This window comes from Mesorhizobium sp. BR1-1-16 (assembly GCF_020165495.1).
Classification (GTDB): domain Bacteria; phylum Pseudomonadota; class Alphaproteobacteria; order Rhizobiales; family Kaistiaceae; genus Kaistia.
This window is the reverse complement of record NZ_JAIUIE010000004.1, coordinates 83,044-103,761: the sequence shown is the minus strand read 5'-3', so window position 1 is coordinate 103,761 and position 20,718 is coordinate 83,044. Positions and strand designations below refer to the sequence as shown.

General features: G+C 64.2%; 19 protein-coding genes. 14 read left to right on the top strand and 5 right to left on the bottom strand.

Annotated features, from left to right (window positions below; all coding sequences use genetic code 11):
• The first annotated feature begins 116 nt into the window (after positions 1-116).
• From LB518_RS11140 to LB518_RS11110, 7 genes are all read left to right on the top strand, one after another.
• Positions 117-1,418 carry an extracellular solute-binding protein gene (locus LB518_RS11140; RefSeq protein ID WP_224577408.1) on the top strand — a complete coding sequence of 434 codons (1,302 nt, stop codon included), beginning with the start codon at positions 117-119 and terminating at the stop codon, positions 1,416-1,418.
• Between the two features lie 50 nt (positions 1,419-1,468).
• Positions 1,469-2,404, top strand: coding sequence for a carbohydrate ABC transporter permease (locus LB518_RS11135; protein WP_224577403.1), 936 nt, complete (start codon positions 1,469-1,471; stop codon positions 2,402-2,404).
• Positions 2,397-3,278, top strand: a complete 882-nt coding sequence (locus LB518_RS11130) for a carbohydrate ABC transporter permease (RefSeq protein ID WP_224577402.1) — start codon at positions 2,397-2,399, stop codon at positions 3,276-3,278. The genes LB518_RS11135 and LB518_RS11130 overlap by 8 nt, the downstream gene beginning before the upstream one ends.
• A gap of 45 nt (positions 3,279-3,323) precedes the next feature.
• Positions 3,324-4,076 carry an SDR family NAD(P)-dependent oxidoreductase gene (locus LB518_RS11125; protein WP_224577401.1) on the top strand — a complete coding sequence of 251 codons (753 nt, stop codon included), beginning with the start codon at positions 3,324-3,326 and terminating at the stop codon, positions 4,074-4,076.
• A gap of 93 nt (positions 4,077-4,169) precedes the next feature.
• The gene (locus LB518_RS11120) at positions 4,170-5,000 is read left to right on the top strand and encodes a sugar phosphate isomerase/epimerase family protein (protein WP_224577399.1); all 831 of its coding nucleotides are present in this window, start codon (positions 4,170-4,172) and stop codon (positions 4,998-5,000) included.
• Positions 5,001-5,020: 20 nt separating this feature from the next.
• On the top strand, positions 5,021-6,019 hold the full coding sequence (locus LB518_RS11115; protein WP_224577397.1) for a Gfo/Idh/MocA family protein: 999 nt from the start codon (positions 5,021-5,023) through the stop codon (positions 6,017-6,019).
• A gap of 34 nt (positions 6,020-6,053) precedes the next feature.
• Positions 6,054-6,782, top strand: coding sequence for a FadR/GntR family transcriptional regulator (locus LB518_RS11110; RefSeq protein ID WP_224577395.1), 729 nt, complete (start codon positions 6,054-6,056; stop codon positions 6,780-6,782).
• Positions 6,783-6,817: 35 nt separating this feature from the next.
• Here LB518_RS11110 and LB518_RS11105 read toward each other — a convergent pair whose 3' ends face one another.
• The 4 genes from LB518_RS11105 to LB518_RS11090 are packed head-to-tail and all read right to left on the bottom strand — an operon-like array spanning position 6,818 to position 11,104.
• Positions 6,818-7,603 (bottom strand): SDR family oxidoreductase, encoded by a 786-nt coding sequence (locus tag LB518_RS11105; protein WP_224577393.1) that lies wholly within the window; start codon positions 7,601-7,603, stop codon positions 6,818-6,820.
• A complete protein-coding gene (locus tag LB518_RS11100) occupies positions 7,600-8,532 on the bottom strand; it encodes a dihydrodipicolinate synthase family protein (RefSeq protein WP_224577392.1) in 933 nt (310 codons plus the stop codon). The genes LB518_RS11105 and LB518_RS11100 overlap by 4 nt, the downstream gene beginning before the upstream one ends.
• A 21-nt stretch (positions 8,533-8,553) precedes the next feature.
• Positions 8,554-9,414: an amidohydrolase family protein gene (locus LB518_RS11095; RefSeq protein ID WP_224577390.1), complete on the bottom strand. Its 861-nt coding sequence runs from the start codon at positions 9,412-9,414 to the stop codon at positions 8,554-8,556.
• Positions 9,407-11,104 (bottom strand): dihydroxy-acid dehydratase, encoded by a 1,698-nt coding sequence (locus LB518_RS11090; protein WP_224577388.1) that lies wholly within the window; start codon positions 11,102-11,104, stop codon positions 9,407-9,409. Before LB518_RS11090 ends, LB518_RS11095 begins: the two co-directional genes overlap by 8 nt.
• A gap of 220 nt (positions 11,105-11,324) precedes the next feature.
• Here LB518_RS11090 and LB518_RS11085 point away from each other — a divergent pair, with 220 nt between their 5' ends.
• Together LB518_RS11085 and LB518_RS11080 are read left to right on the top strand one after the other, a co-directional pair.
• Complete coding sequence (locus tag LB518_RS11085) at positions 11,325-12,311, top strand: Gfo/Idh/MocA family protein (protein WP_286198679.1); 987 nt, start codon at positions 11,325-11,327, stop codon at positions 12,309-12,311.
• Positions 12,312-12,353: 42 nt separating this feature from the next.
• Positions 12,354-13,016, top strand: coding sequence for a GntR family transcriptional regulator (locus LB518_RS11080; protein ID WP_224577384.1), 663 nt, complete (start codon positions 12,354-12,356; stop codon positions 13,014-13,016).
• Positions 13,017-13,059: 43 nt separating this feature from the next.
• On the opposite strand, the gene LB518_RS11075 is transcribed toward LB518_RS11080, so the two are convergent.
• Entirely contained in the window at positions 13,060-14,658 is a 1,599-nt protein-coding gene (locus LB518_RS11075; RefSeq protein WP_224577382.1) for a GH39 family glycosyl hydrolase, read from the bottom strand.
• A 327-nt stretch (positions 14,659-14,985) separates the two neighbouring features.
• Here LB518_RS11075 and LB518_RS11070 point away from each other — a divergent pair, with 327 nt between their 5' ends.
• The 5 genes from LB518_RS11070 to LB518_RS11050 all read left to right on the top strand — a co-directional run bounded on the left by LB518_RS11070 (position 14,986) and on the right by LB518_RS11050 (position 20,709).
• Entirely contained in the window at positions 14,986-16,887 is a 1,902-nt protein-coding gene (locus tag LB518_RS11070) for an ABC transporter substrate-binding protein (RefSeq protein ID WP_224577862.1), read from the top strand.
• A gap of 66 nt (positions 16,888-16,953) precedes the next feature.
• A complete protein-coding gene (locus LB518_RS11065; RefSeq protein WP_224577380.1) occupies positions 16,954-17,958 on the top strand; it encodes an ABC transporter permease in 1,005 nt (334 codons plus the stop codon).
• Positions 17,959-17,960: 2 nt separating this feature from the next.
• Positions 17,961-18,818 carry an ABC transporter permease gene (locus tag LB518_RS11060; protein ID WP_224577377.1) on the top strand — a complete coding sequence of 286 codons (858 nt, stop codon included), beginning with the start codon at positions 17,961-17,963 and terminating at the stop codon, positions 18,816-18,818.
• 2 nt (positions 18,819-18,820) lie between these two features.
• Complete coding sequence (locus LB518_RS11055; RefSeq protein WP_224577376.1) at positions 18,821-19,846, top strand: ABC transporter ATP-binding protein; 1,026 nt, start codon at positions 18,821-18,823, stop codon at positions 19,844-19,846.
• A complete protein-coding gene (locus LB518_RS11050) occupies positions 19,843-20,709 on the top strand; it encodes an ABC transporter ATP-binding protein (RefSeq protein WP_224577374.1) in 867 nt (288 codons plus the stop codon). Before LB518_RS11055 ends, LB518_RS11050 begins: the two co-directional genes overlap by 4 nt.
• The last annotated feature ends 9 nt before the right edge of the window (positions 20,710-20,718 follow it).

The window sequence follows — 20,718 nt, the reverse complement described above, 5'->3', positions numbered from 1 at the left end:
AAACATATTATGTTCTTGACGCATGGTCTTCAGCGGGTCAGTTTCGGCGGCAGGGCAGAGAGACGGCGGATCGGCACAAGAGCCGATGATGCTGCGCCCGAGAGGAGGAGGACCCCATGCTTTCAAGGATTGGCACAATCGCCGTCGCCGCGACTTTGGCCGCTGGCCCGCTCTGGATGGCCGGCCAGGCTGCTGCGGTCGAACTGAACGTCTTTGCGCCGGCCGTCTATTCGCCGTCGTCCGGCTTCATTCCGGGCGCGGATCTCTTCAAGAAGCTCTATGCGGAGTTCCAGAAGCAGAACCCCGACATCACGCTCAATTATGAAGTTCTGGATCCGGGTCCGGCGGGCCTTCAGAAGCTGCTGACCGTCGCCGCTTCGAACGGGCTGCCCGACGTCGCGATCGTCGACGGCCAGTGGATCGCGCGCCTGGTGCAGTCGAATGTGCTGCAGCCGCTTGATGCGGTCTGGCCCGAAGCCGATCGCACCGACTTTCACCCGGCGGTGATCGCGGCCGAGACCATCAACGGCAAGCCTTACGGCATCATGTTCCAGACCGGCATGCGCGGTCTCCTCTACCGGCCGAGCATGCTCGCCAGCGCCGGACTGACGGAATTTCCGGCGACGTTCGACGCGTTCATGGCCGCCGGCAAAGCGCTGAAGGAAAAGGGCATCGGCGCCGAGATGGTGCCCGCCAAGGCCAATGAAGAGCCCTCGACGATGCACATGCTCAGCATCTTCTGGGGACTCGGCGGCAAGCTCGTTGACGAGAAGGGCGCGCCTGTCTTCTTCGAGGGCGACAACGGGAAGTATCTCGCCGACGTCTATCAGATGTATCGCGATATGGCCGTCGCCGGTGTCATGCCGACCAACGTCACCACCATGGATGAGAACGGCCTGAAGCCCTTCTTCTATGGCGGCGAAGCCTTTGCCATCGGCTTCAGCTCGTCCGGCGTCAAGCAGATGTGGAGCGAGATGCCTGATCTCGCCACCGATCTCGCCGTCGCGCCTTATCCGATGCCCGACGGCAAGAAGCCGGTGACCATTCTGGGCGGCTTCGCCTATGCGCTGACGGCCAAGGACCCGGAAAGAGCAGCGGCTGGCTGGAAATTCATCGAGTTCATGACGTCGCCGCAGAACTTGGGCCAGGTGAACGAAGTGCTCGGCGCACTGCCGGTGCGGAACTCGATCTGGAAGGACAACACGTTCTTCGCGACCAATCCGATGATGCAAAGCTACAAGCGGATGTATGACGGCGAGATGCAGACCCGGCCCGCTGTGCCGATCTACAACACCATTTCCTCAGCGATCTCGGCACAGCTCGCCGGCGTGATCAGCGGCCAGGTCAAGCCCGCCGATGCCGTGGCGGCGGCCCGGGATGCCGTGATGCCCGAATATGAGCGTCAGAAGGGGCGCTAGGCCCATCGAGCGGGCGGAGACCACCGTGTCTCCGCCCCGGAGGTATCATCATGACTGACCTCGATCGTGCCGCCGTGCTGCAGACGCGCGTCCCGCGCCGTCGCGCCGACCGCTTCCAGATCAACGGTTATTTCTTCTTCATTCTGCCGGGCGTCGCCTTCGTCCTCGCGCTGACTTTGTTCCCGGCCCTTTATGGCGTCTATATCAGCCTCACCAACCTCAACCTCGGCTATGTCGGATCGTCCTTCGTCGGGCTGGACAACTATGTCCGCTTCTTCACATGGAACGATCTCGGCCTGGTCGCGCGCAACACGCTGACCTTCGTCGCGACCTCGGTGATCCTGCAGGTCGTTATCGGCCTCGCCGTGGCGATCCTGCTCGACCAGCGGCTGATCGGCTATCGGCTGATGCGCTCGATCACCATCCTGCCCTGGGTGCTGCCGTCGGTCGTCGTCGGGCTCGTCTTCGCGCAGATCTTCGGCGGCAGCCGGCTCGGCATCGCCAATTATCTGCTCTCGCTGGTCGGCATCGGCCAGATGTCCTGGTTCGCCGATCCGGCGCTGGCCATGGCGATCCTGATCGGCGTCTGCACGTGGCGCGGCATTCCCTTCGCGGTGATCGTGCTTCTCGGCGGCCTGCAGACACTGCCGCGCGATGTCTATGAGGCGGCCGCGATCGACGGCGCCACGCGCTGGCAACGCTTTCGCTACATCACCGTGCCGATGCTGCGGCCGATCATCCTCATCTGCCTGATCATGGGCACGGGTGGCGCGTTGAACAGCCTCGATATTCCCCTGGCGCTCACCGGCGGCGGGCCGGGAAATGCGACCGAACTCATCGCGATCTCGCTTTACAAGCAGTCGTTCCTGCAACTGGACATCAGCTATGGCGCGACGATCGGCACGGTGATGCTGATCGCGAACCTCGTCCTGATCGTCCTTTACCTCTCGGTTCTGAAGCCTCGCAGGAGGGCCGAACGTGGCTGATATTTCCGTCGCGACAAACCGCCGGCCGTTCTGGCGCGGCCGGGCGAGGCGCCCGCTGGAGCCGAGCCCGATCGCCTATATCTTCTATCCCGTGCTGGCGGCCGCGATCATTCTGCCGCTGTCCTGGGCGCTGTTCGGCGGTTTCAAGAATCCCAATGAATTGTTCACTTATCCGCCGACGATCTGGCCGAGATCGCCGACGTTGCAGAACTTCGTCGACATCTTCACCCGGCTCGAATTCGGGCGCTACATCTGGAATACGATCGTCGTCGCATTCTTCACGGTGTTGCTGACGCTGTTTCTTGGCGGCCTTGCCGCATATGCGCTGTCCCGGTGGGACTTCCAGGGCAAGGAAGCGATGATGATCGGCCTGCTCGGGCTGCAGTTGATCCCGAGTACAGTGAACATCGTGCCCTACTACATGATCATGAGCAGTCTCGGCCTTTTGAATACGCTAACCGGTCTGGTGCTGATCTATACCGCAACGCATATCCCGATCACGATCTGGGTGCTCAAGGGATTCTTCGACACCGTGCCGCGCGCCCTCGACGAAGCCGCCGCGATCGATGGCTGTTCGAAATGGCGGACCTTCTGGAGCGTGATCATGCCGCTCAGCCTGCCCGGGCTGTCGGTCGCCGGCTTCCTGGTCTTCGTCTCGGCGTGGTCGGAATTCCTGGTACCGCTCGTCATCGCCAGCAACAAGAACGTCGCCGTCGCGAGCGTCGGCCTCTTCACCTTCTTCGGACCGGAGCAGGCGACATCCTACACGTCGCTGTTCGCCGCCACGCTGATCACGGTGACGCCCGTGGTGATCGGATACCTGTTTGCCCAGCGCTACATCGTTTCGGGCTTGACCGCCTTTGCCGAGAAGTGATGCCGGCGCTGGCCGGCTCGCTCGAGATCGAATGGAGACCTCACTTTGCCTGACCTCATGGGTTCCACGGCTGTGGTTACGGGCGGCACGTCCGGAATTGGCCTTGCAACAGCACGCGCTCTGCTTGCGAAAGGCGTCAATGTCGCGATCAGCGCACGCCGCGAGCGGCCAGAGCTGCTCGACGAGCTCGACCGCATGGGCGCGGCGAAGGGCGCCCGCTGCGTTTTCTTCGCTGGGGACATCGCGCTGCCGACAACCGCTCCGGCGCTGATCGAGGCAACGGTCGCCGCATTCGGGCGGCTGGATGTCGTCGTGCATTCGGCAGGCGGTCCGGCGCCCGGAACGGCGCTGCAGATCACCCAGGAGGCGTGGCTCGATGCGTTCCAGGTTCACGTCCATTCCGCCTTTCACCTGTTCCGCGCCGCCCATCCCCAGCTCGCAAAGGCCGGCGGATCGGTGACCTTCCTGTCGTCGGCGGCGGCGCTGCGCGGCTGTCCCGGCACGGTGGCCTATCAGGTCGTGAAGGCTTCGCTGATCCAGATGGCGAGGGCGCTTGCCCGCGACCATGCCGACGAGAATATCCGCGTCAATTGCGCGGCGCCCGGCATCATCCGGACACCGTTCCAGAATGCGATGACCGAGACGGCCCGCCAGAACAACCTGGCCAACCGGATCCCGCTCCACCGCGAGGGCAAGCCGGAGGACGTCGCCGCCCTGATCGTCCAGCTCGCGGAGAATGACTTCATCACCGGCGAGACCGTGGCGATCGACGGCGGCATGTCGATGCGCATGGTTTGACGCAGGCACATTTGCCTCGCCTTCGTGGCGGGGTCCGGGCCCGACGGGCCGAACCGACAAGCGGCCGCTGGGCCGCGATTCCTGGAGAGTGAGATGACTGACATCAAGCTGGCGGTGTTCACCAAGCCGTGGAACGATGCCATCGAGGCCGTCGCCGACCGCATGGCGGCGCTGGGCGTCGAGGCGATCGAGCTGCCGATCCGGCCCGGCTATCAGGTCACGCCGGAGACAGTGGCAACCTCGCTTCCCGAGGTGGTGCGCGTGGTGGCGAGCCGCGGCCTGTCGATCTGCAGCGTGGCGGCGCCGCTCGACGAAGCGATCATCCGGGCCTGCGGCGACAACGGCATCGACCTCCTGCGCACGATGGTCGGCGTCGATCTCGGCAAGGCCCGCTTCGCGGATACGATCCGACAGAGCCGGGCGGCTTATGAAGCGCTGATTCCGCTGCTTGACGAGACGGGCGTCCGCATCGGCGTCCAGAACCATTCGGGCAACTGCATCGGCAGCGCCATCGGCCTCTATCACTTGATGGAGCCGTTCGATCCGAAGCATGTCTGCGCCATTCTCGACATGGCGCATTGCGCGGTCGCCGGCGAGCCAACCGAATTGTCGGTCGATCTGCTCTGGGAGCGGATGCCGAACCTCGTCAACTTCAAGAACGCCTATCGCGAGCGCATCAACGGACCTGAAGAGGCCGAGGCGGTGTTCCGGACACATTGGACCACCGGCCGCCACGGCGGCTATTCGTGGTCCGGGCTGGTGCAGGAGCTGCACAAGCGGGGCTTCACCGGCATCTTCGTGCTTCCGGGCGAATATACCGACCCGAAGGGCGAACCGCAGCGCATGGGCGACGACGTTCTGCCGTTCCTCGCCACCGATGTCGCCTATCTGCGCGGCCTGGTCGACGCGGCCTGGGCACGGTGATGGCAAGGGAGAGCAAGAGCATGATCACGGACCGCAAGGTGCGCATCGCCATCATCGGCGCCGGCAACATGGCCAACAATGTCCATTATCCGTCGCTGGCATCGTTCGACGACGTCGAGATCGTCGGTGTGATCGAAACGCGGGCGGAGCGTCTCAACACGACCTGCGACCGTTTCGGCATTCCCGCTTCGGCGCGTTTTCTGACGGCGCTCGACACCGACTACCAGACCATCCTCAACGATCTGCGCCCCGATGGCGTCTATGTCATCGGTCAGCCTGAGATCATGTACCCGATCTGGCACTGGTGCCTCACGAACGGCTTCAACCTCTATATCGAGAAGCCGATGGGGCTGACGACCCATCAGGCCGAGGCCCTGGCCTATCTCGCGGATTCGAAGGGATTGATCACCCAGGTCAGCCACCAGCGGCGAACGGCGCCGATCTTGCAAAAGATCAAGGCGCGACTGCTCGAGAAGGGGCCAATCATCCATGGGGTCGTCGAGTTCTTCAAATGCGACGTGACACCGATGCTGATTGCCCGTGACCGCATGATGGACGACGGCACCCACGCCATCGACACCGCGCGCTGGATCTGTGGTGGCGAAGTGGTGAAGGTGGAGAGCGAGTGCCGGCGCATCGGCGTTCCCGATATCAACTGGTTCGGTGCGACACTGCATTTCGACAACGGCGCGACGTGCTATGTCGTCTGTAACTGGGCATCCGGACGGCGTGTTTTCCGCACGCAGATGCATGTCCAGGGCGGCTATGCGGATGTCGAGGTCGAAGCCGAAGGCAAGCTCTATCTCGACAACAACTACAAGGGTGAGACGCTGACGACGCAGGAGGCCGCCGGAAGCGATGACAACTTCGTCTTCGGCGGCTTTGCGGCGAAGAATCGGGAGTTCATCGATTCGCTGAAGTCGGGCTCCGACAGCTGTTCGTCCCCTTTCCGGGACACGGTGAAGACGATGCGCGTTTGCCAGACGATTCTCTCGCAGGCGCTCGAGGCCGGCGTCTGACGCAGGGAATTTGGAACGCGGAGTGAACGGACGCATGGATGCATCGACCCTCGACAGATCGACTCGCCAGTCGCGCTCCCGGCTGCATCTGACCGTTGCAACCGCACTCGGAACCGAAATCGTCGGCGGCCATCTGGCTGTCGGCGATCTCATTCCCGCCGAGCCGGAACTCTGCAGCCGTTTCGGCGTCAGCCGGACCGTGGTGCGGGAGGCGGTCAAGCTGCTCGCGTCCAAGGGTCTGCTGCGGACGGGGTCAGGTATCGGCACCTGGGTGCTGCCGACGGCGGAGTGGAATTTCCTCGATCCGGATATCTTCAACTGGATCCAGGAAAGCGACGATGCCGATGCGATCCTGCAGCATCTGTTCGCGTTCCGGAGCGCGGTCGAGCCCGCTGCCGCCGCCGAGGCCGCCCGGCGAGCGACGCTCGAACAACTCTATGCGCTCGAAGCGGCGCTCGAAGTGATGTCGCAGGCAAAGGCCGACTTCGCGAAGTGGATCGAAGGCGACGTCGCCTTCCATACCGCGCTTTATGTCGCCTCGAACAATCTGTTCATGGCACCGCTCGCCAACCTCTTTCGCCAGTATTTCCAGATGAGCTTCAAGCTTTCGAGCTCAAACTTCCATCACCAGCACTGCCTGCAGGAGCACCGGGACGTCTTCGAGGCCATTCGTGCCCGCGATCCCGATCGCGCGCACAAGGCCGTGCAGGTCCTGTTGCAGCATGCCGATGAAGACGTCCGCGCCGTGCTCGGCAAGGACTGACGCCGGCAAAGCGCCGGCACTCACGCGGCCCCTGCTCAGATCGACTTCAGCAGGCCGCCATCAATGCGGACGAGGCTACCGGTGATATAGGACGCGCGGTCGCTGGCGAGGAAGGCCACGAGGTCGCCGAGCTCTTCCGGCTTGCCATAACGTCCGGCCGGAATCGCGGCGATCGAATTCGCGCGAACCGTCTCGACCGGCTGCCCGAGCCGCTTGGCCGTGGCTTCATCGAGTTCATCGACCCGGTCGGTGTGGATGCGGCCCTGGACGACAACGTTCACCGTGACATTGTGCGGCGCGACCTCCGAGGCCAGCGTCTTGCTCCAACCGACCAGCGCCTGGCGCAGCGCATTGGAGAGGGCAAGACGCGGCAGCGGTGCCTCGACGCCGGACGAGGTCAGCGTGACGATCCGGCCCCATTGCCGGCTGATCATACCAGGCAGCAGCGCATTGCTGATCGTGACGAGCGGCGTGACCATGGTCGCAAAGTGCTTTGCGAGCACCTCCGGCGTCAGGTCCTTGGCCTCGGAGGGAGGCGGGCCGCCCGAATTGTTGACGAGAATGTCGATGCCATCAGCCGCGAGGCAGCGCTCGATCAATTGCTGGACGGACGATGAATCGGCGAGGTCGAGGTGCTCGGCCCGGATATGGCCGGTGGCGCCTGCCTGCAGTCGCTGCTCGAGCGCCGCGATGGCCTCTGTCGAGCGCGAGGCTCCGATGACCTCGGCGCCCTCATTGGCGAGCGCGACCGCGACGGCTGCGCCCAGGCCCTTGCTGGCTCCGAGCACCAGCGCCCGCTTGCCTTCGATACCAAGCTTCATGCCGCAATCTCCTCGAGGCGCCGGCCCTGGCGCGCGAGCAGCCTTTCGATATCGGCGACGTCGAACTTGGAAAGCGCCGAGCCGGGGCGCCGCTGCTTGTCCGACGCGATGACGCCGCGCTTCGCCAGCACATATTTGCGGCAGGCGAGACCGATGCCCTGCTGCTGCTCGTAGCGGGCCAACGGAAGATAGGCATCAAAGAGGTCATGCGCACGTTCCGCATCGCCGCGCCCATAGGCCTCGACGACGCCGACCATCATTTCCGGGTAGCAGAAGCCGGTCATGGCGCCGTCGGCGCCGCGCCCCATCTCCTCGGGCAGGAACAGGCCGCCATTGCCGCACAGGATCGAAATCCGCCTCGTCTCGCCCTTGTCGCTCGTTGCCCGGAGCGCGCTGATCTTGGCAAGGCCCGGCCAGTCTTCGTGCTTGAGCATGACGCAAGTGGGAAGGTCGCGGACGATGCGGTCGATCACCTTGACGGCGATGGAGACATTGGTCGTCAGCGGATAATCCTGCAGGACGAAGGGCGTCTTGCCGAGCGCTTCCGCCACCGAGGCGTAATAGCCGTAAATCTGGTCGTCGGTCTTCAGCGTCCAGGGCGGGGCGACCATCACGCCGGCCGCGCCCATTTCCATCACCTGGTCGGCAAGCTCGCGCATCGGCGCGAGACCCGGCGCCGACACCCCGACCACCACGGGGAGGCGGCCTGCAACGCGGTCGATGACGCGGCGGGCGACGGCCCGCGATTCCTCCGCCGTCAGTTTCGGTGCCTCGCCGAGCTGGCCGAGGATGGTCAGGCCGGTCGCGCCCGCGCCCTCGTAGAAGTCGACCATCCGGTCGATGCTGTCGGTATCGATCGCACCGTCATCCTTGAAAGGCGTAACGGCGATGACATAGACGCCCTTGGCGTCCTCGGTCAGAAGCGGCATCGGTTGGCTCCGGGCTTTCGGTCAGCGTGTCCAATAGAGGCGGGCGGGGTTGTCGACGAACACGTGGCCATGCGCGGCGGCGGGCAGGGCTTCGAGCGCCAGGGCGATGAGGTCGTCTTCTTCTGGCACGGTCTCGAACAGCTCCGTATGCGGCCAGTCACTGCCCCAGAGCAGACTGTCCGGATGGCTCGCGGCGAGCGCGCCGACAACGGAGGCGTAACGCTCTGGATCGGCGCTGCCGAGGAGCCGATAAGGCGCCGAGATCTTGACGTGAACGCGGCGATCGTCGAGGGCGCGCTTGAGGCTTGCCAGTGCCCGTGCAGGCGTATCGAGCGGCATGAAGGCAAGATGATCGATCACGGCGCCGATATCGTGGCGGATGGCCAATGTGGCGACGCTGTCGATCTCGTCGGGGCCGACCTGGAATTGCAGGTGCCAGCCGCGGGCGCGGATGCGGGGCGCCAAGGCCTCGGCCGCGTCCAGGCCGATGCCGGCCTTGTTGCGGAGATTGATGCGGACGCCGCGGACACCGGAACGGTCGAGCGCATCGAGTTCCTCGTCGCTTATCGCTGCGTCCACGACGACAACGCCGCGCAGGCGGTCCGAATGGGCGGCGAGGGCGTCAAGCAGGACATGATTGTCGAGACCATAGACGCTCGGCTGCACCACGACGCCCCTCGCGATGCCGAAGCTTTCGGCGACGGCCAGCCACGCCTCGATCCCCAGCATTTGCGGCGTATAGCTGCGCGGGTTCGCCAGAGGCGCTCCGGCCGAAAAGACATGCAGATGGCAGTCGCAGGTCCCCTCTGGCAGCCGCAACTGTCCGGGATTGCGAAGCGGGCGCGGCGGCAGGCAAAGCCGCGCTTCCTCGACGTCAGCCATGCGGCTGGCCCGTCAGGAAATCGAAATCCGCGCCTTCGTCGGCCTGCAGCACATGCTGGTCGTAGAGGCGGGCATAGCCCCGCGCCGGCGACGGTGCTGGCGCGGGCAGCGCGGCCATGCGCCGTTCCAGTTCCTCGGGCTCGATCAGCAGCTCGATCCGCCGGGCCGGTACGTCGAGGCGGATGCGGTCGCCGGTCTTGACGGCGGCCAGCGGCCCTCCGGCCGCCGATTCCGGCATGACATGCAGGATAACCGTGCCAAAGGCGGTGCCGCTCATGCGCGCATCCGATATCCGCACCATGTCCTTGACGCCCTGGCGCGCCAGATATCGCGGGATCGGGATATAGCCGGCTTCGGGCATGCCCGGCGCGCCGCGCGGCCCGGCATTGCGCAGCACCAGCACATCGTCGGCGGCGATGCCCAGCGTCTCGTCGTCGAGCCGTTCGGTCATGTCGCGCACCGAATCGAATACGATCGCGCGGCCTTCATGGACCTGCAGTTTCGGGTCGGCGGCCGAATGCTTGATGACGGCGCCGCGCGGCGCCAGATTGCCCGAGAGCACCGCGAGCGCACCGTCCGCCGACACGGGATTGTCGCGGCTGCGGATGATCTGATGCTCATAGCGCGGCGGCAGGCTCGCCACGCAGTCGCCGAGCGTGCCACCGAAAGCAAGCGGCGCTTTAAGATCGACGACATCGGTGAGTTCCGACAAAAGCCGCGGCACGCCGCCAGCCGCGTGGAACTCGCCCATATAGGCGACGCCGGATGGCTTCAGATCGACCAGAACCGGCACGGCGCGGCCGAGGGCGTCGAGCTCATCCATGTCGAGCCGCCGGCCGAGCCGGCCATAGATCGCCGCCAGATGCACGACGGCATTGGTCGAGCCGCCCAACGCCTGCAGCACGGCGAGGCCATTGCGCAGCGCCGCCGGGGTCAGCACTTCAGCCGTCGTCACGCCGGCTTCGGCCATGGCGACAGCGACGCGGCCCGTCTCCTCGGCGATGCGGATACGCTCGGCCGAAGTCGCGGGGGCCGATCCGGACATCGGCAGCGCCAGTCCCATGGCTTCGACGAGGCAGGCCATCGTGCTGGCGGTGCCCATGACGGTGCAGGTGCCGACGGAACTGGCGAGGCGGCCATTGATCTCGCCGAGCTCCGCCTCGTCCAGCTGGCCGGCCCGGTACTGGCCCCAGAGACGGCGGCAATCCGTGCAGGCGCCGAGCCGCTCGCCGCGATGATGTCCGGTTTCCATCGGCCCGGTCGGGAGGATGATCGCCGGCACTTCGCTGGAAGCCGCGGCCATGACCTGGGCCGGAATCGTCTTGTCGCAACCACCGATCAGCACGACGGCATCCATCGGCTGCGCACGCACCATCTCCTCCGTCTCCATCGCCATCAGGTTGCGAAGGAACATCGAGGTCGGTGCCGCGAAACTCTCGTGAATCGAAATCGTTGGAAACACCATGGGCATGCCGCCGGCCAGCATGATCCCGCGCTTGGCGGCTTCGATCAGCTGCATGACATTGCCATGGCAGGGATTGTAGTCGGAATAGGTGTTGGCGATGCCGATGATCGGCCGCTCCAGGGCATCGTCGGAATAGCCCATCGCCTTGATGAAGGCCTTGCGCAGGAACAGTGAAAAGTCCTGGTCGCCATAACTCGTCAGCCGTCTGCGAAGTCCGCGCGTCACCCTCGATCTCCCTCGCGCGGATCACCGCGATCTCATGCGCCCATTCCTACAGCCATGGCGACTATTGTCAATAATGATCAGGCGAACTCTCGTGCAACGATGGCGCACGCCCGAGTTTTTCCCTTTTAAATGCGTAAACTGCGCTATAGTTTGAATGGCGGAGGCGTGCGGTTCGGCGCCAAAATTATTGATAAGACAGGAGTGGATTGTGCGGGTGGGCATGGTGGGCGCAGGGTGGGTGACCCAATATCACCTGCCGGGCTGGTTGGCGGTCGATGGGGCGGAGGTGGTCGCGATCTGCGACCCCGACCGTGATGCGGCCGCTGCCCGCGCCGAGGCCTTCGGGATCGGAGCCCGCTTCGACACCATCGAGGCGATGCTCGAAGGGACCGAACTGGATGCCCTCGACATCTGTTCGCCGCGACAGCATCACGCGCCCCATATACGAGCCGGCGCGGAACGGGGTCTGGCGCTGCTCTGCCAGAAGCCGCTCGGCGTCGATCTCGCCGAGGCCGAGGCGCTGGTCGCTGAGACCAGGGGCCGCGTGCCGCTGATGGTGCATGAAAACTGGCGCTTCCGTCCCTATTATCGGCGGCTCGGCTCCTGGCTGCGTGAAGATCTCATCGGCGAGATCGTTTCGATCCGATTCGAATTTCACTCAAGCGGCATGCTGCCCGGGCCCGATGGCTTGAGGCCGGCGTTGGTTCGTCAGCCCTTCTTCCGCTCGCTCGATCGCCTGCTGGTGATGGAAGTGCTCATCCATCATCTTGACACGCTGCGTTTTCTGTTCGGCGAATTCGACCTGGTCGCGGCCCGGCTCGGTCGGAGCAATGACGAGATCATCGGCGAAGACAGCGCCATTCTCACGCTGGCCCGACGCGGCGATGGCGTGCCGCTTTCGATCTCCGGCAATCTGGCGGTCCATGGCGCGCCGCCGGCGCCGGCCGACCGCCTCTGCATTCACGGGACAGCGGGAACAATCCTTCTGGAGGGCGCCGACCTCCGCCTTGTCGGCAAGCATCCACTGCATGAAGCCTTTGATCCCGGCGAAAGCTATCAGGCTGCCTATGGCGCCGCGATCCGCCACTTCGTAGAACAGACGAGATCGGGCGCGGCGTTTGAAACTGGCCCGGAGGACAATCTGGAGACCCTGCGGCTGGTCGAGGGTGCTTATGCTCTCAGCGGCTTCGAGGCGCGGATGCGTTGAGCGGTGTAGCGGCCGGATGAACCGGACAGGCGGATGGCATCGATGATCGATCTGGATGGTTCACTGGACGGCGAGCACGAGGATATTCGTATCGTCCGCGCGCTGGAGGAGGACATCATCTTCGGGCGGCTCGCGCCGGGCGCGCGGCTGACGGAGGACTCGCTTCTCTCGCGCTTCCCCGTGACCCGCCATTTCGTCCGGCAGGCTCTGGTGCAGCTCGAGCAGATGGGCATCATCGTCCGCGAGCGCAACAAGGGCGCAACTGTCCGCTCGCTGACGCCTTCCGAAGTGCGCCAGATCTATGATGTGCGCGAACTGGTCCAGCGCCAGGCGGCCCTGCTGATCCCGCTGCCGGCGCCAAGGAGCCTCATCGAGACGCTGCTGCTGATCCATAAGGAGCATGGCGAGCATATAGAGAGCGGCTATCTGCGCGGCGTGCACGAGACCAACGACCGCTTCCACCTCACGCTGTTCGGCGCCTGCGGCAACAAATATCTCGTACAGACGATCGAGCTCTATATGCGCTACAGCCTGCCGGTGCGGGCCAATTCCATGTCTGACCGCGCAGCGCTCGACATCTCGCACAGCCACCACAAGCTCATGATCGACATGCTGTCGGGCCGCGACAACTGGGTGCTCGCCCAGCTTTGCGTCGACCACCTGCAGCCGAGCAAGCGGCGCTATATCGAACTGGTCGAAAAATGATCGCGCCCGCCGGGGAGGACGGCGGGCGCGATCAGTGTCCGCATCAGTAATCGATGCGGAACAGCGAGACGCCCTGTCGGGGCAGGTCGGTCGTCAGGGTCAGGATCCCATCAGCCGTCACGGTGCTGGTTTCGAGCACGGCGAGCTTCCCGGCAGCTTCCAGCCGCTCGAAATCGGCCCCGGCGATGGTTTGCGGCGCGCCCATCTTCTGCCACTCGCCGAACGCGTTCGAATGGTCCTTGTCCATCCGGTAATGCGTCAGCTTGTGGCTGCCCGGCTTGAGATTGGCGAGGTTGAGCGTGACGGTGGCGGCGCCGTCCTCGACATCGTCGTCATGATAGTTCCACACCAGCACGCTGACGCCGCTTTCATCGCGCGTCGCGACGGCATTGACGTCAGGCGTGTCGCGCACGCCGTGCAGCATGATGGCCTCGATGTCGACGGCGTGATCGCTCTTCGCCGCGATCCATTCGCCCTTGAGCTTGCCGAGCATGCGGAAGCCGTTCAGCACCGCCTTGTCGACACCATTGGTCGCGAGGTCGCGGAAGCCGTCGAACCAGGGCTGTTCCTCGAACAGGAACGCCCAGGTCACGGCGCCCTCGATCTCGACGCCCGCGCGCCGTGACAGTTCATAGGTGCGGATCATGCTCTCGACGACATAGGCGCCGTAAAGCGGGCCATTGCGATAGCCGTTCTGCGGGTGAACCCGTGCCGAACAGGCCGCGCAGCCCTCGGGATCAGACTCGCCGATGACGGTTGGCAGATGGCGCAGCGTCGGAAACTCGTTGACGATGGCGAGGTTCGCCTCGATGTCGCGCAGCTGCTTGTGCAGGCCCATGCGGACATGATCCTGCCAGACCACCGGATTGCCCTTGGCGTGGAAGGCGATGAAGTCGATCGGCGTGTCGGTCTCGACGATGAAGGCCAGGAACGCCCGGAGGAACGCCTGCGCCTTCGGGTTGTTGAAGGCGCCGCAGGTGTGCGGTCCGCCGACCCGGACGCCGGGCAGGGCGTCCTTGAGGGCGCGGGCGGTGACCGCGTACATCGCGCAGAACTCCTCGACCGTCCCCTTCCAGTAATGGCCGTCCGGCTCGTTCCAGACCTCCCACGGCCAGCCGCGGACGACATCCTCGCCATAGCGATCAGCGAGATGGCGAGCCCAGGCATGGACGAGGTCGCCCCACTTCTTGAGGTCCTTGGGCGGCGAGGCCCAGCCGGTCATGATCGTCGCGTAGCGGTCTTCCAGCGACCAGCTGTGTCGATAGGGGCCCGGATCGACGGAGAGCGCCTCCGGCATGAAGCCGACTTGCACGAGGGGGATGTTGCCGGCCTCGACATAGGCGTCGAAGATGCGGTCCATGATGGTCCAGTCATAGACCGGATTGCCATCGGCATCTTCGGTATAGGCGTTGGTCGATCCCCATTTGAGCGAATAGCTGCCATCGCCGGATGTCAGCAGATTATGCGTGCGCACGCGAACCGGCTCGGGGCTGAGTTCCGTCAGTTCCTTGAGCAGCTTCTTGCCGTTGGCGGTGTCTGTGTAGTTCGGCTCGTCATAGCCGAACCAGTTCCACAGCGGCTTGTAGGCACCCAGCGCCTCAGCGGCATCGACGTCGATCCTGACGTCATAAGTCTCGGTCATCTTGGCTCCACCCTTGGCCGTCGTTTTGAGGAAGGATCGGCCCGCAGGCGCTGATCGTCGGCCCGCACGCTAACTCGACAGCTATTTTTGTCAATAATGAATTGCCGATAGCATGGATCCACCGTGGATTTCCGCAACAATAGGGATCAACAACACCGCATTTTGTCGATAATCCAGTTGCTCTCGCGGTTGAAATTGTCGATAAGGGAGAGCGAGCCGGGTCGTGGGGGAGACTGCGATAGCCGGCTATCGAGGACGAACCGTGCCGGCCGCAGAGCCAGCAGGGCGTCGGGCCTGCGCATGCGGGCATGAGGAGGAGCGACAATGATGTTCAAGAATCTGCTCGCGGCAATTCTTCTGGTGGCCGCGTCCATCCTGCCGGCTGCCGCGCAGGATTTCATCGCCGGCATCCCCCGCAACCAGACCCTGATCATCCAGGGACCCCCGGCGCAGAACGCCGAGTGGTTCAATCTCTGGGCGCCCGGCGGCGGGGCCAGCAACAATGGCCTCCAGCAGCTGGCCGCGGACACGTTCTGGTTCATCAATCCCGATGGAACAGGCGATGCGGCGTGGACGAATGCGCTTGCCGCCGACCGGCCGCAATACAATGCCGACTTCACCGAGATGACCGTCAAGCTGAAGGATGGCATCTTCTGGAGCGACGGCGTTCCGTTCACGGCCGACGACGTCGTCTACACCGTCGAGACGCAGATCGCTCATCCCGGCATGGGCTGGAGCGCGCCGTTCACGGTCAATGTCGATCGTGTCGAGGCAACCGACCCGCATACGGTGGTATTCCATCTGAAGGCGCCGAACTCACGTTTCCATACGCTGTTCACGGTGCGCTGGAACGCCGCGTGGATCATGCCGAAGCATGTCTTCGAGAAGGTCGCCGACCCGCTCAGCTTCAACAACAATCCACCGGTATCACTCTCGGCCTATGTTCTGCACAGCTATGACAAGGCTGGCAACTGGGCGATCTGGAAGCTGCGCGACGACTGGCAGCGGACATCGATCGGCATGGGTCTCAAGGAGCCGCCGCAGGTCAAATATGTCGTCTACCGCAATGCCGGCAATCCCGACGCCCGCGTCATCGAACAGCTGAACCACAATCTCGATGTCATCAACGACATCGCGCCGGAAGGCATGTTCACCATCGCCCGCAAGGCCGGCGACCAGATGGCTGCATGGTTCCCCGGCTTCCCGTTTGCCCATCCCGATCCGACGCTGCCCTCCGTCCTGTTCAACCATCAGGTCAAGCCGTTCGACAATGCCGATGTCCGCTGGGCGCTGGCGCTGATGATCGACATCCGCTCGGTGGCCATGGGCGCCTATCGCGGAGCAGCCAATCTCGCCGCGCTCTCGACGCCGCCGACCGGCATCGCGGTGCCGGACTATTACGAGCCGATGCAGGATTGGTTGAAAGGCTTCGAACTCAACACGGGCACGCGGACCATCAAGCCGTATGACCCGACGATTGCCGAGCAGGTCGCGGCGCTGGTCCGTCCGCAATGGGGCGACAGCATTCCGAGCGATCCGGCCAAGCTCAAGACGATGTTCGGTTTCGGCTGGTGGAAGCAGGATGTCCAGGCGGCGACCGAACTCCTCCAGAAGGCCGGCTTCACCAAGCAGGGCAACCAGTGGATGATGCCGGATGGAAAGCCCTTCGCGATCCGCCTGATGGTCGAGGGCGACAATGTCCCGACCCTCGCGCGGGCCGGCAGCATTATTGCGCAGCAGTGGTCGATGCAGGGCATCAAGACGACGATCGATGTCGCCGGCCCGACCAATGGCCAGCGGCTCGGCGCCGGGGATTTCGAGGCGGCGATCTATTGGAGCGTCGAGACCTGGGGCGGTCACCCCGATCTCTCCTTCTTCCTCGACAGCTATGACTCGGCCTATATCGCCGAGCCGGGGAAGACCCAGCCGCCCCGCAACCTGCAGCGTTGGAAAAGCGAAAAGCTCGATGCGATCATCCAGGCCAATCGCAAAGTCGCGTTCGACTCGCCCCAGGTCGTCGATCTTGGTCGCGACTATCTGAAGCTGGCCGTCGAGGAGATGCCGTTCATCCCGCTGATGGCCTACAACAAGTTCGCGCCCTTCGACACGACCTACTGGACGGGATATCCGAGCGCTGCCGATCCTTACTCGGCATCAGGCCCGTTCTGGTCGAACCTTCGCTACATGGTCGTCGCGCTGAAGCCCAATCCGGCCGCGCCGAAGCCCTGACGGTGCCGGGGGGCGCGGCATTGACCGCCGCGTCCGCCTCCCTTGCCTCCATGAAGCGGATCGCAGATGGACGGATTTGCCAAATATCTCGCCCGGCGCTTTCTCCAGTTCATCCTCGTGATCTTCCTGGGCGTATCGCTGGCGTTCCTCATCACGCATCTGTCGCCGGTTGACCCGGTCGAGCAGTCGGTCTCGCTGATGACCAATTTCGGCGCGACCGATCCCCGCTCGGTGGAGCTGCTCCGCGCAGCCTTGTCCGAGCTCTATGGCCTGCAGGGATCCTTCTTCGAGCAGTATCTCGCCTTCTGGGGCCGCGTGCTGCACGGCGATTTCGGGCCGTCGCTGTCGTCTTTCCCGACCCCGGTCATGTCGCTGATCATGGGTGCGCTGCCCTGGACGGTCGGCTTGCTGACGCTGTCGGTGCTCATCTCCTGGTGCCTTGGCAATCTGCTTGGCGCACTTGCGGGGTATTTCCGTTCCAATGTCCTCCTGAAGCTCTCGGGCGCCGCCGTCATGGCGCTGCACCCGGTGCCCGCCTATATCGTCGGCCTGTTGCTGCTCCTGACCTTCGGCTTCGTCTGGCCGGTGCTGCCGATCTCCGGCGGCGCGCAGATGAACCTGCAGCCGGGCTTCAGCCTTGCCTTCATCGGCTCGGTCATCCAGCACGGCCTGCTGCCCGCCCTGACCCTCGTTCTGGTCGGCATCGGCAGCTGGTTCATTTCGATGCGGTCTCTGGTTTCCAACATCGTCACCGATGACCACGTCGTCTATGCCGAGCTTGGCGGCGTCTCCTCGGCGACCATCTTCAGCCAGTATGTCGCCCGCAATGCCCTGCTGCCGCAGCTGACCGGACTTGCGCTTTCCCTCGGAAACGTCTTTGGCGGCGCGGTCATCACCGAATTCCTGTTCAATTATCCAGGCGTCGGCCGGCTGCTGATCCAGGGCATCTACAGCGGCGACTACAGCCTTGTACTCGGCGTGACGACCATGTCGATCGTCGCGGTGGCCGTCGCGGTCTTCATCATCGACCTTGTCTATCCGCTCATCGACCCACGCGTGAGGCTCGGCTGATCATGTTCTCGATTCTCAGGGATTTGCTGCGCTTCAACGTCGAGTTCCTGGTCGGCTTTGTGCTGACGGCGTTGATTTTCCTGTTCGCAGCGGCGCATTTCTTCGCGCCCTATCCGGATACGGCGATCTACCTGCTGCCCCCTGACATGCCGCCTTCGGCCGAGTTCTGGCTCGGCACCACATCGCGCGGTCAGGACGTGTTCTGGCAGATGAGCGCCGCGATCTGGAACACGATGACGTTCGGACTCGTCGTGATGATCCTGAGCCGCATCATCGCGCTCGCCGTCGGCATGCTGTCCGGCTATCTCGGCGGCAAGGCCGATGAAGTGCTGATGACGATCAACGATACGCTGATCGCCCTGCCCAATATCCCGATCCTGCTGCTGGTCTATTTCGTCATGCGCGACCAGATGACCTGGCCGCTCCTTGCCGTCACCGCCGCATTGCTCGGCTGGAATTATGATGCGCGCCTCATCCGCTCGGTGACGCTCAGCCTCCGCAACCGAGAATTCACTCGCCACGCCGTCTTCGCCGGCATGAGCGTGCCGCAGGTGCTGGTGCGCCAGCATCTCCCCTATGTGATGCCGGTCGTGTTCTTCACCGCCATGAACAACCTGATCTGGGCCATCGGCCTCGAGGTCACGCTGTCCGTGCTTGGCTTCTCCGACGTCAACCGACCGACGGTCGGCGGCATGATCTACTGGGCCAACCAGCATCAGGCGGCCGTCTCCGGCATCTGGTGGTGGCTCGTGTTCCCGATCGTCGCTGTGGTGCTGCTCTTTCTCGGCCTGTTCCTGCTGGCGATCTCGATCAACGAGTATATCGACCCGCGCAGCCGCTTGAGCCGGATGGGAGGCTGACCATGCAGGTCGAAGTGAAACCTGAGACCCTGGCGGCCCCCGCCGAACCGGTTCTCCGCGTCGAGAACCTCAAGGCCTATTACCAGATGAATTATTTCGGCGTGTCGCGCGAAGTGCGCGCCGTCGACGACATCACGCTGACCATCCATCGCAACGAGATCTATGGCATCGCGGGCGAATCCTCATCCGGCAAGTCGTCGCTGATCAAGACGATCGCCGGCGCCATCCGGCCGCCGCTGCGCGTCGTCTCGGGTTCGGTGCGTTTCGATTTCGGCGGCCGGACACTGGATGTCTATGACGATCCGCAGGCGATGAAGGCGGCGCGCTGGCGGCATCTCAGCTATGTGATGCAAGGCTCGATGAACGTGCTCAACCCGGTCCGCCGGGTGAAGCATGCGTTTCACGACTTTGCCTTCCGCCATATGGGTCTGTCGCCATCGGCCTTTCGCGCTCGGGTCGAAGCCCATCTCGAGCAGATCGGCCTCGATCCGCAGGTGCTGGAAGCCTATCCGCACCAGCTCTCCGGCGGTATGCGTCAACGCCTGGCGATCGGCCTCGCCACCGTGTGCGAACCGGAATTCATCATTGCCGACGAGCCGACCACGGCGCTCGATGTCCTGGTTCAGCAGGACGTGCTGGCCCTGATCAAGGACGTCCAGTCGCGTCTCGGTTCGTCGATCATCTTCGTGACACATGACATGACGGTGCATGCCGCCATCGCTGATCGCATCGGCATCATCTATGCCGGGCGACTGGTCGAGGAAGGTCCGGCGCAGGCGATGTTCGCGCGGCCGCAGCACCCTTACACGGCGCATCTGATCGCCAGCCTGCCGCGCATCGGAGATACCACGCGGCGCCAGTCCTTGCCCGGCAAGCCGCCGAACCTTGCCGATCCGCCCAGCGGCTGCCGTTTCCATCCGCGCTGCCCGCTGGCGATCACGAAATGCGAGACCGAGAGCCCGCCGCTGGAGCCGCGCGGCGAGGGTCGCGTCGCCTGCTGGCGGGCCGGCGAGGTGGCCGCAGCATGAGCGCGCTTCTTCAGCTCGATCACGTCGGACGCAGCTATCCGGTTGGCGGCCTCTTCGCCCGGGGAAAGATGCAGGCGGTCAAGGATCTCTCCTTCACGCTCGATGCAGAGAAGCCGGAGATTTTCACGATCGTCGGCGAATCCGGCAGCGGCAAGACGACCACCGCCCGAATGATCCTCGGCAACGAGGTGCCGACCAGCGGCGCCATCCATTTCCTCGGCAAGGACGTCACGACCATTCGAAGCCGCAGCGACCGGCTCGCCTTCATGGCGAAGGTTCAGCCGATCTTTCAAAATCCGTTCGAGGCCTTCAATCCGCTGACGACGCTCGATTTCTATCTGTTTTCGACGGCGCGGCGCTTTCTCGGCCTCAAGGCTCGCAGCGAGATCGACGCCGCTGCCGACAAGGCCTTGCAGCATGTCGGCTTGTCGCTGGCGGAGGTGCGGGGCCGCTATTCGCACGAGCTTTCGGGCGGTCAGCTGCAGCGCATCGCCGTCGCCCGAGCGCTCATCCCCGGCCCGAAGCTGATCGTGGCGGACGAGCCGGTCTCGATGGTCGACGCCTCGCTCAGGATGTCGATCGTCAATCTCTTCCGCACGCTGCGCGACGATCTCGGCGTGACGATCATCTACATCACGCACGATCTCTCGACGGCGTATTACATCTCCGACCGGGTGATCATCATGCACAGGGGCGAGGTGATCGAGGCGGGCGAGGCGCGCGCCGTGCTGGGTCATCCGAGCCAGGAATATTCGCGGGCGCTGCGCAATGCCGTGCTGCCGCCCGATCCGGTCGCGGCGCGCCGGATCATCAATGAAAGGCTGGAGCGGCGCCGGTCGGGGCTTGCCGAGGGCGCAGGCTGACGGCCTCAG

Bases quoted from the DNA above. Each gene is read 5' to 3' on its own strand.
- LB518_RS11065 (WP_224577380.1), top strand. From the start codon at position 16,954: ATGGACGGATTTGCCAAATATCTCGCCCGGCGCTTTCTCCAGTTCATC.
- LB518_RS11070 (WP_224577862.1), top strand. From the start codon at position 14,986: ATGTTCAAGAATCTGCTCGCGGCAATTCTTCTGGTGGCCGCGTCCATC.
- LB518_RS11120 (WP_224577399.1), top strand. From the start codon at position 4,170: ATGACTGACATCAAGCTGGCGGTGTTCACCAAGCCGTGGAACGATGCC.
- LB518_RS11075 (WP_224577382.1), bottom strand. From the start codon at position 14,658: ATGACCGAGACTTATGACGTCAGGATCGACGTCGATGCCGCTGAGGCG.
- LB518_RS11050 (WP_224577374.1), top strand. From the start codon at position 19,843: ATGAGCGCGCTTCTTCAGCTCGATCACGTCGGACGCAGCTATCCGGTT.
- LB518_RS11100 (WP_224577392.1), bottom strand. From the start codon at position 8,532: ATGCCGCTTCTGACCGAGGACGCCAAGGGCGTCTATGTCATCGCCGTT.
- LB518_RS11085 (WP_286198679.1), top strand. From the start codon at position 11,325: ATGGTGGGCGCAGGGTGGGTGACCCAATATCACCTGCCGGGCTGGTTG.
- LB518_RS11080 (WP_224577384.1), top strand. From the start codon at position 12,354: ATGATCGATCTGGATGGTTCACTGGACGGCGAGCACGAGGATATTCGT.
- LB518_RS11095 (WP_224577390.1), bottom strand. From the start codon at position 9,414: ATGGCTGACGTCGAGGAAGCGCGGCTTTGCCTGCCGCCGCGCCCGCTT.
- LB518_RS11135 (WP_224577403.1), top strand. From the start codon at position 1,469: ATGACTGACCTCGATCGTGCCGCCGTGCTGCAGACGCGCGTCCCGCGC.
- LB518_RS11140 (WP_224577408.1), top strand. From the start codon at position 117: ATGCTTTCAAGGATTGGCACAATCGCCGTCGCCGCGACTTTGGCCGCT.
- LB518_RS11110 (WP_224577395.1), top strand. From the start codon at position 6,054: ATGGATGCATCGACCCTCGACAGATCGACTCGCCAGTCGCGCTCCCGG.
- LB518_RS11115 (WP_224577397.1), top strand. From the start codon at position 5,021: ATGATCACGGACCGCAAGGTGCGCATCGCCATCATCGGCGCCGGCAAC.
- LB518_RS11105 (WP_224577393.1), bottom strand. From the start codon at position 7,603: ATGAAGCTTGGTATCGAAGGCAAGCGGGCGCTGGTGCTCGGAGCCAGC.
- LB518_RS11055 (WP_224577376.1), top strand. From the start codon at position 18,821: ATGCAGGTCGAAGTGAAACCTGAGACCCTGGCGGCCCCCGCCGAACCG.
- LB518_RS11060 (WP_224577377.1), top strand. From the start codon at position 17,961: ATGTTCTCGATTCTCAGGGATTTGCTGCGCTTCAACGTCGAGTTCCTG.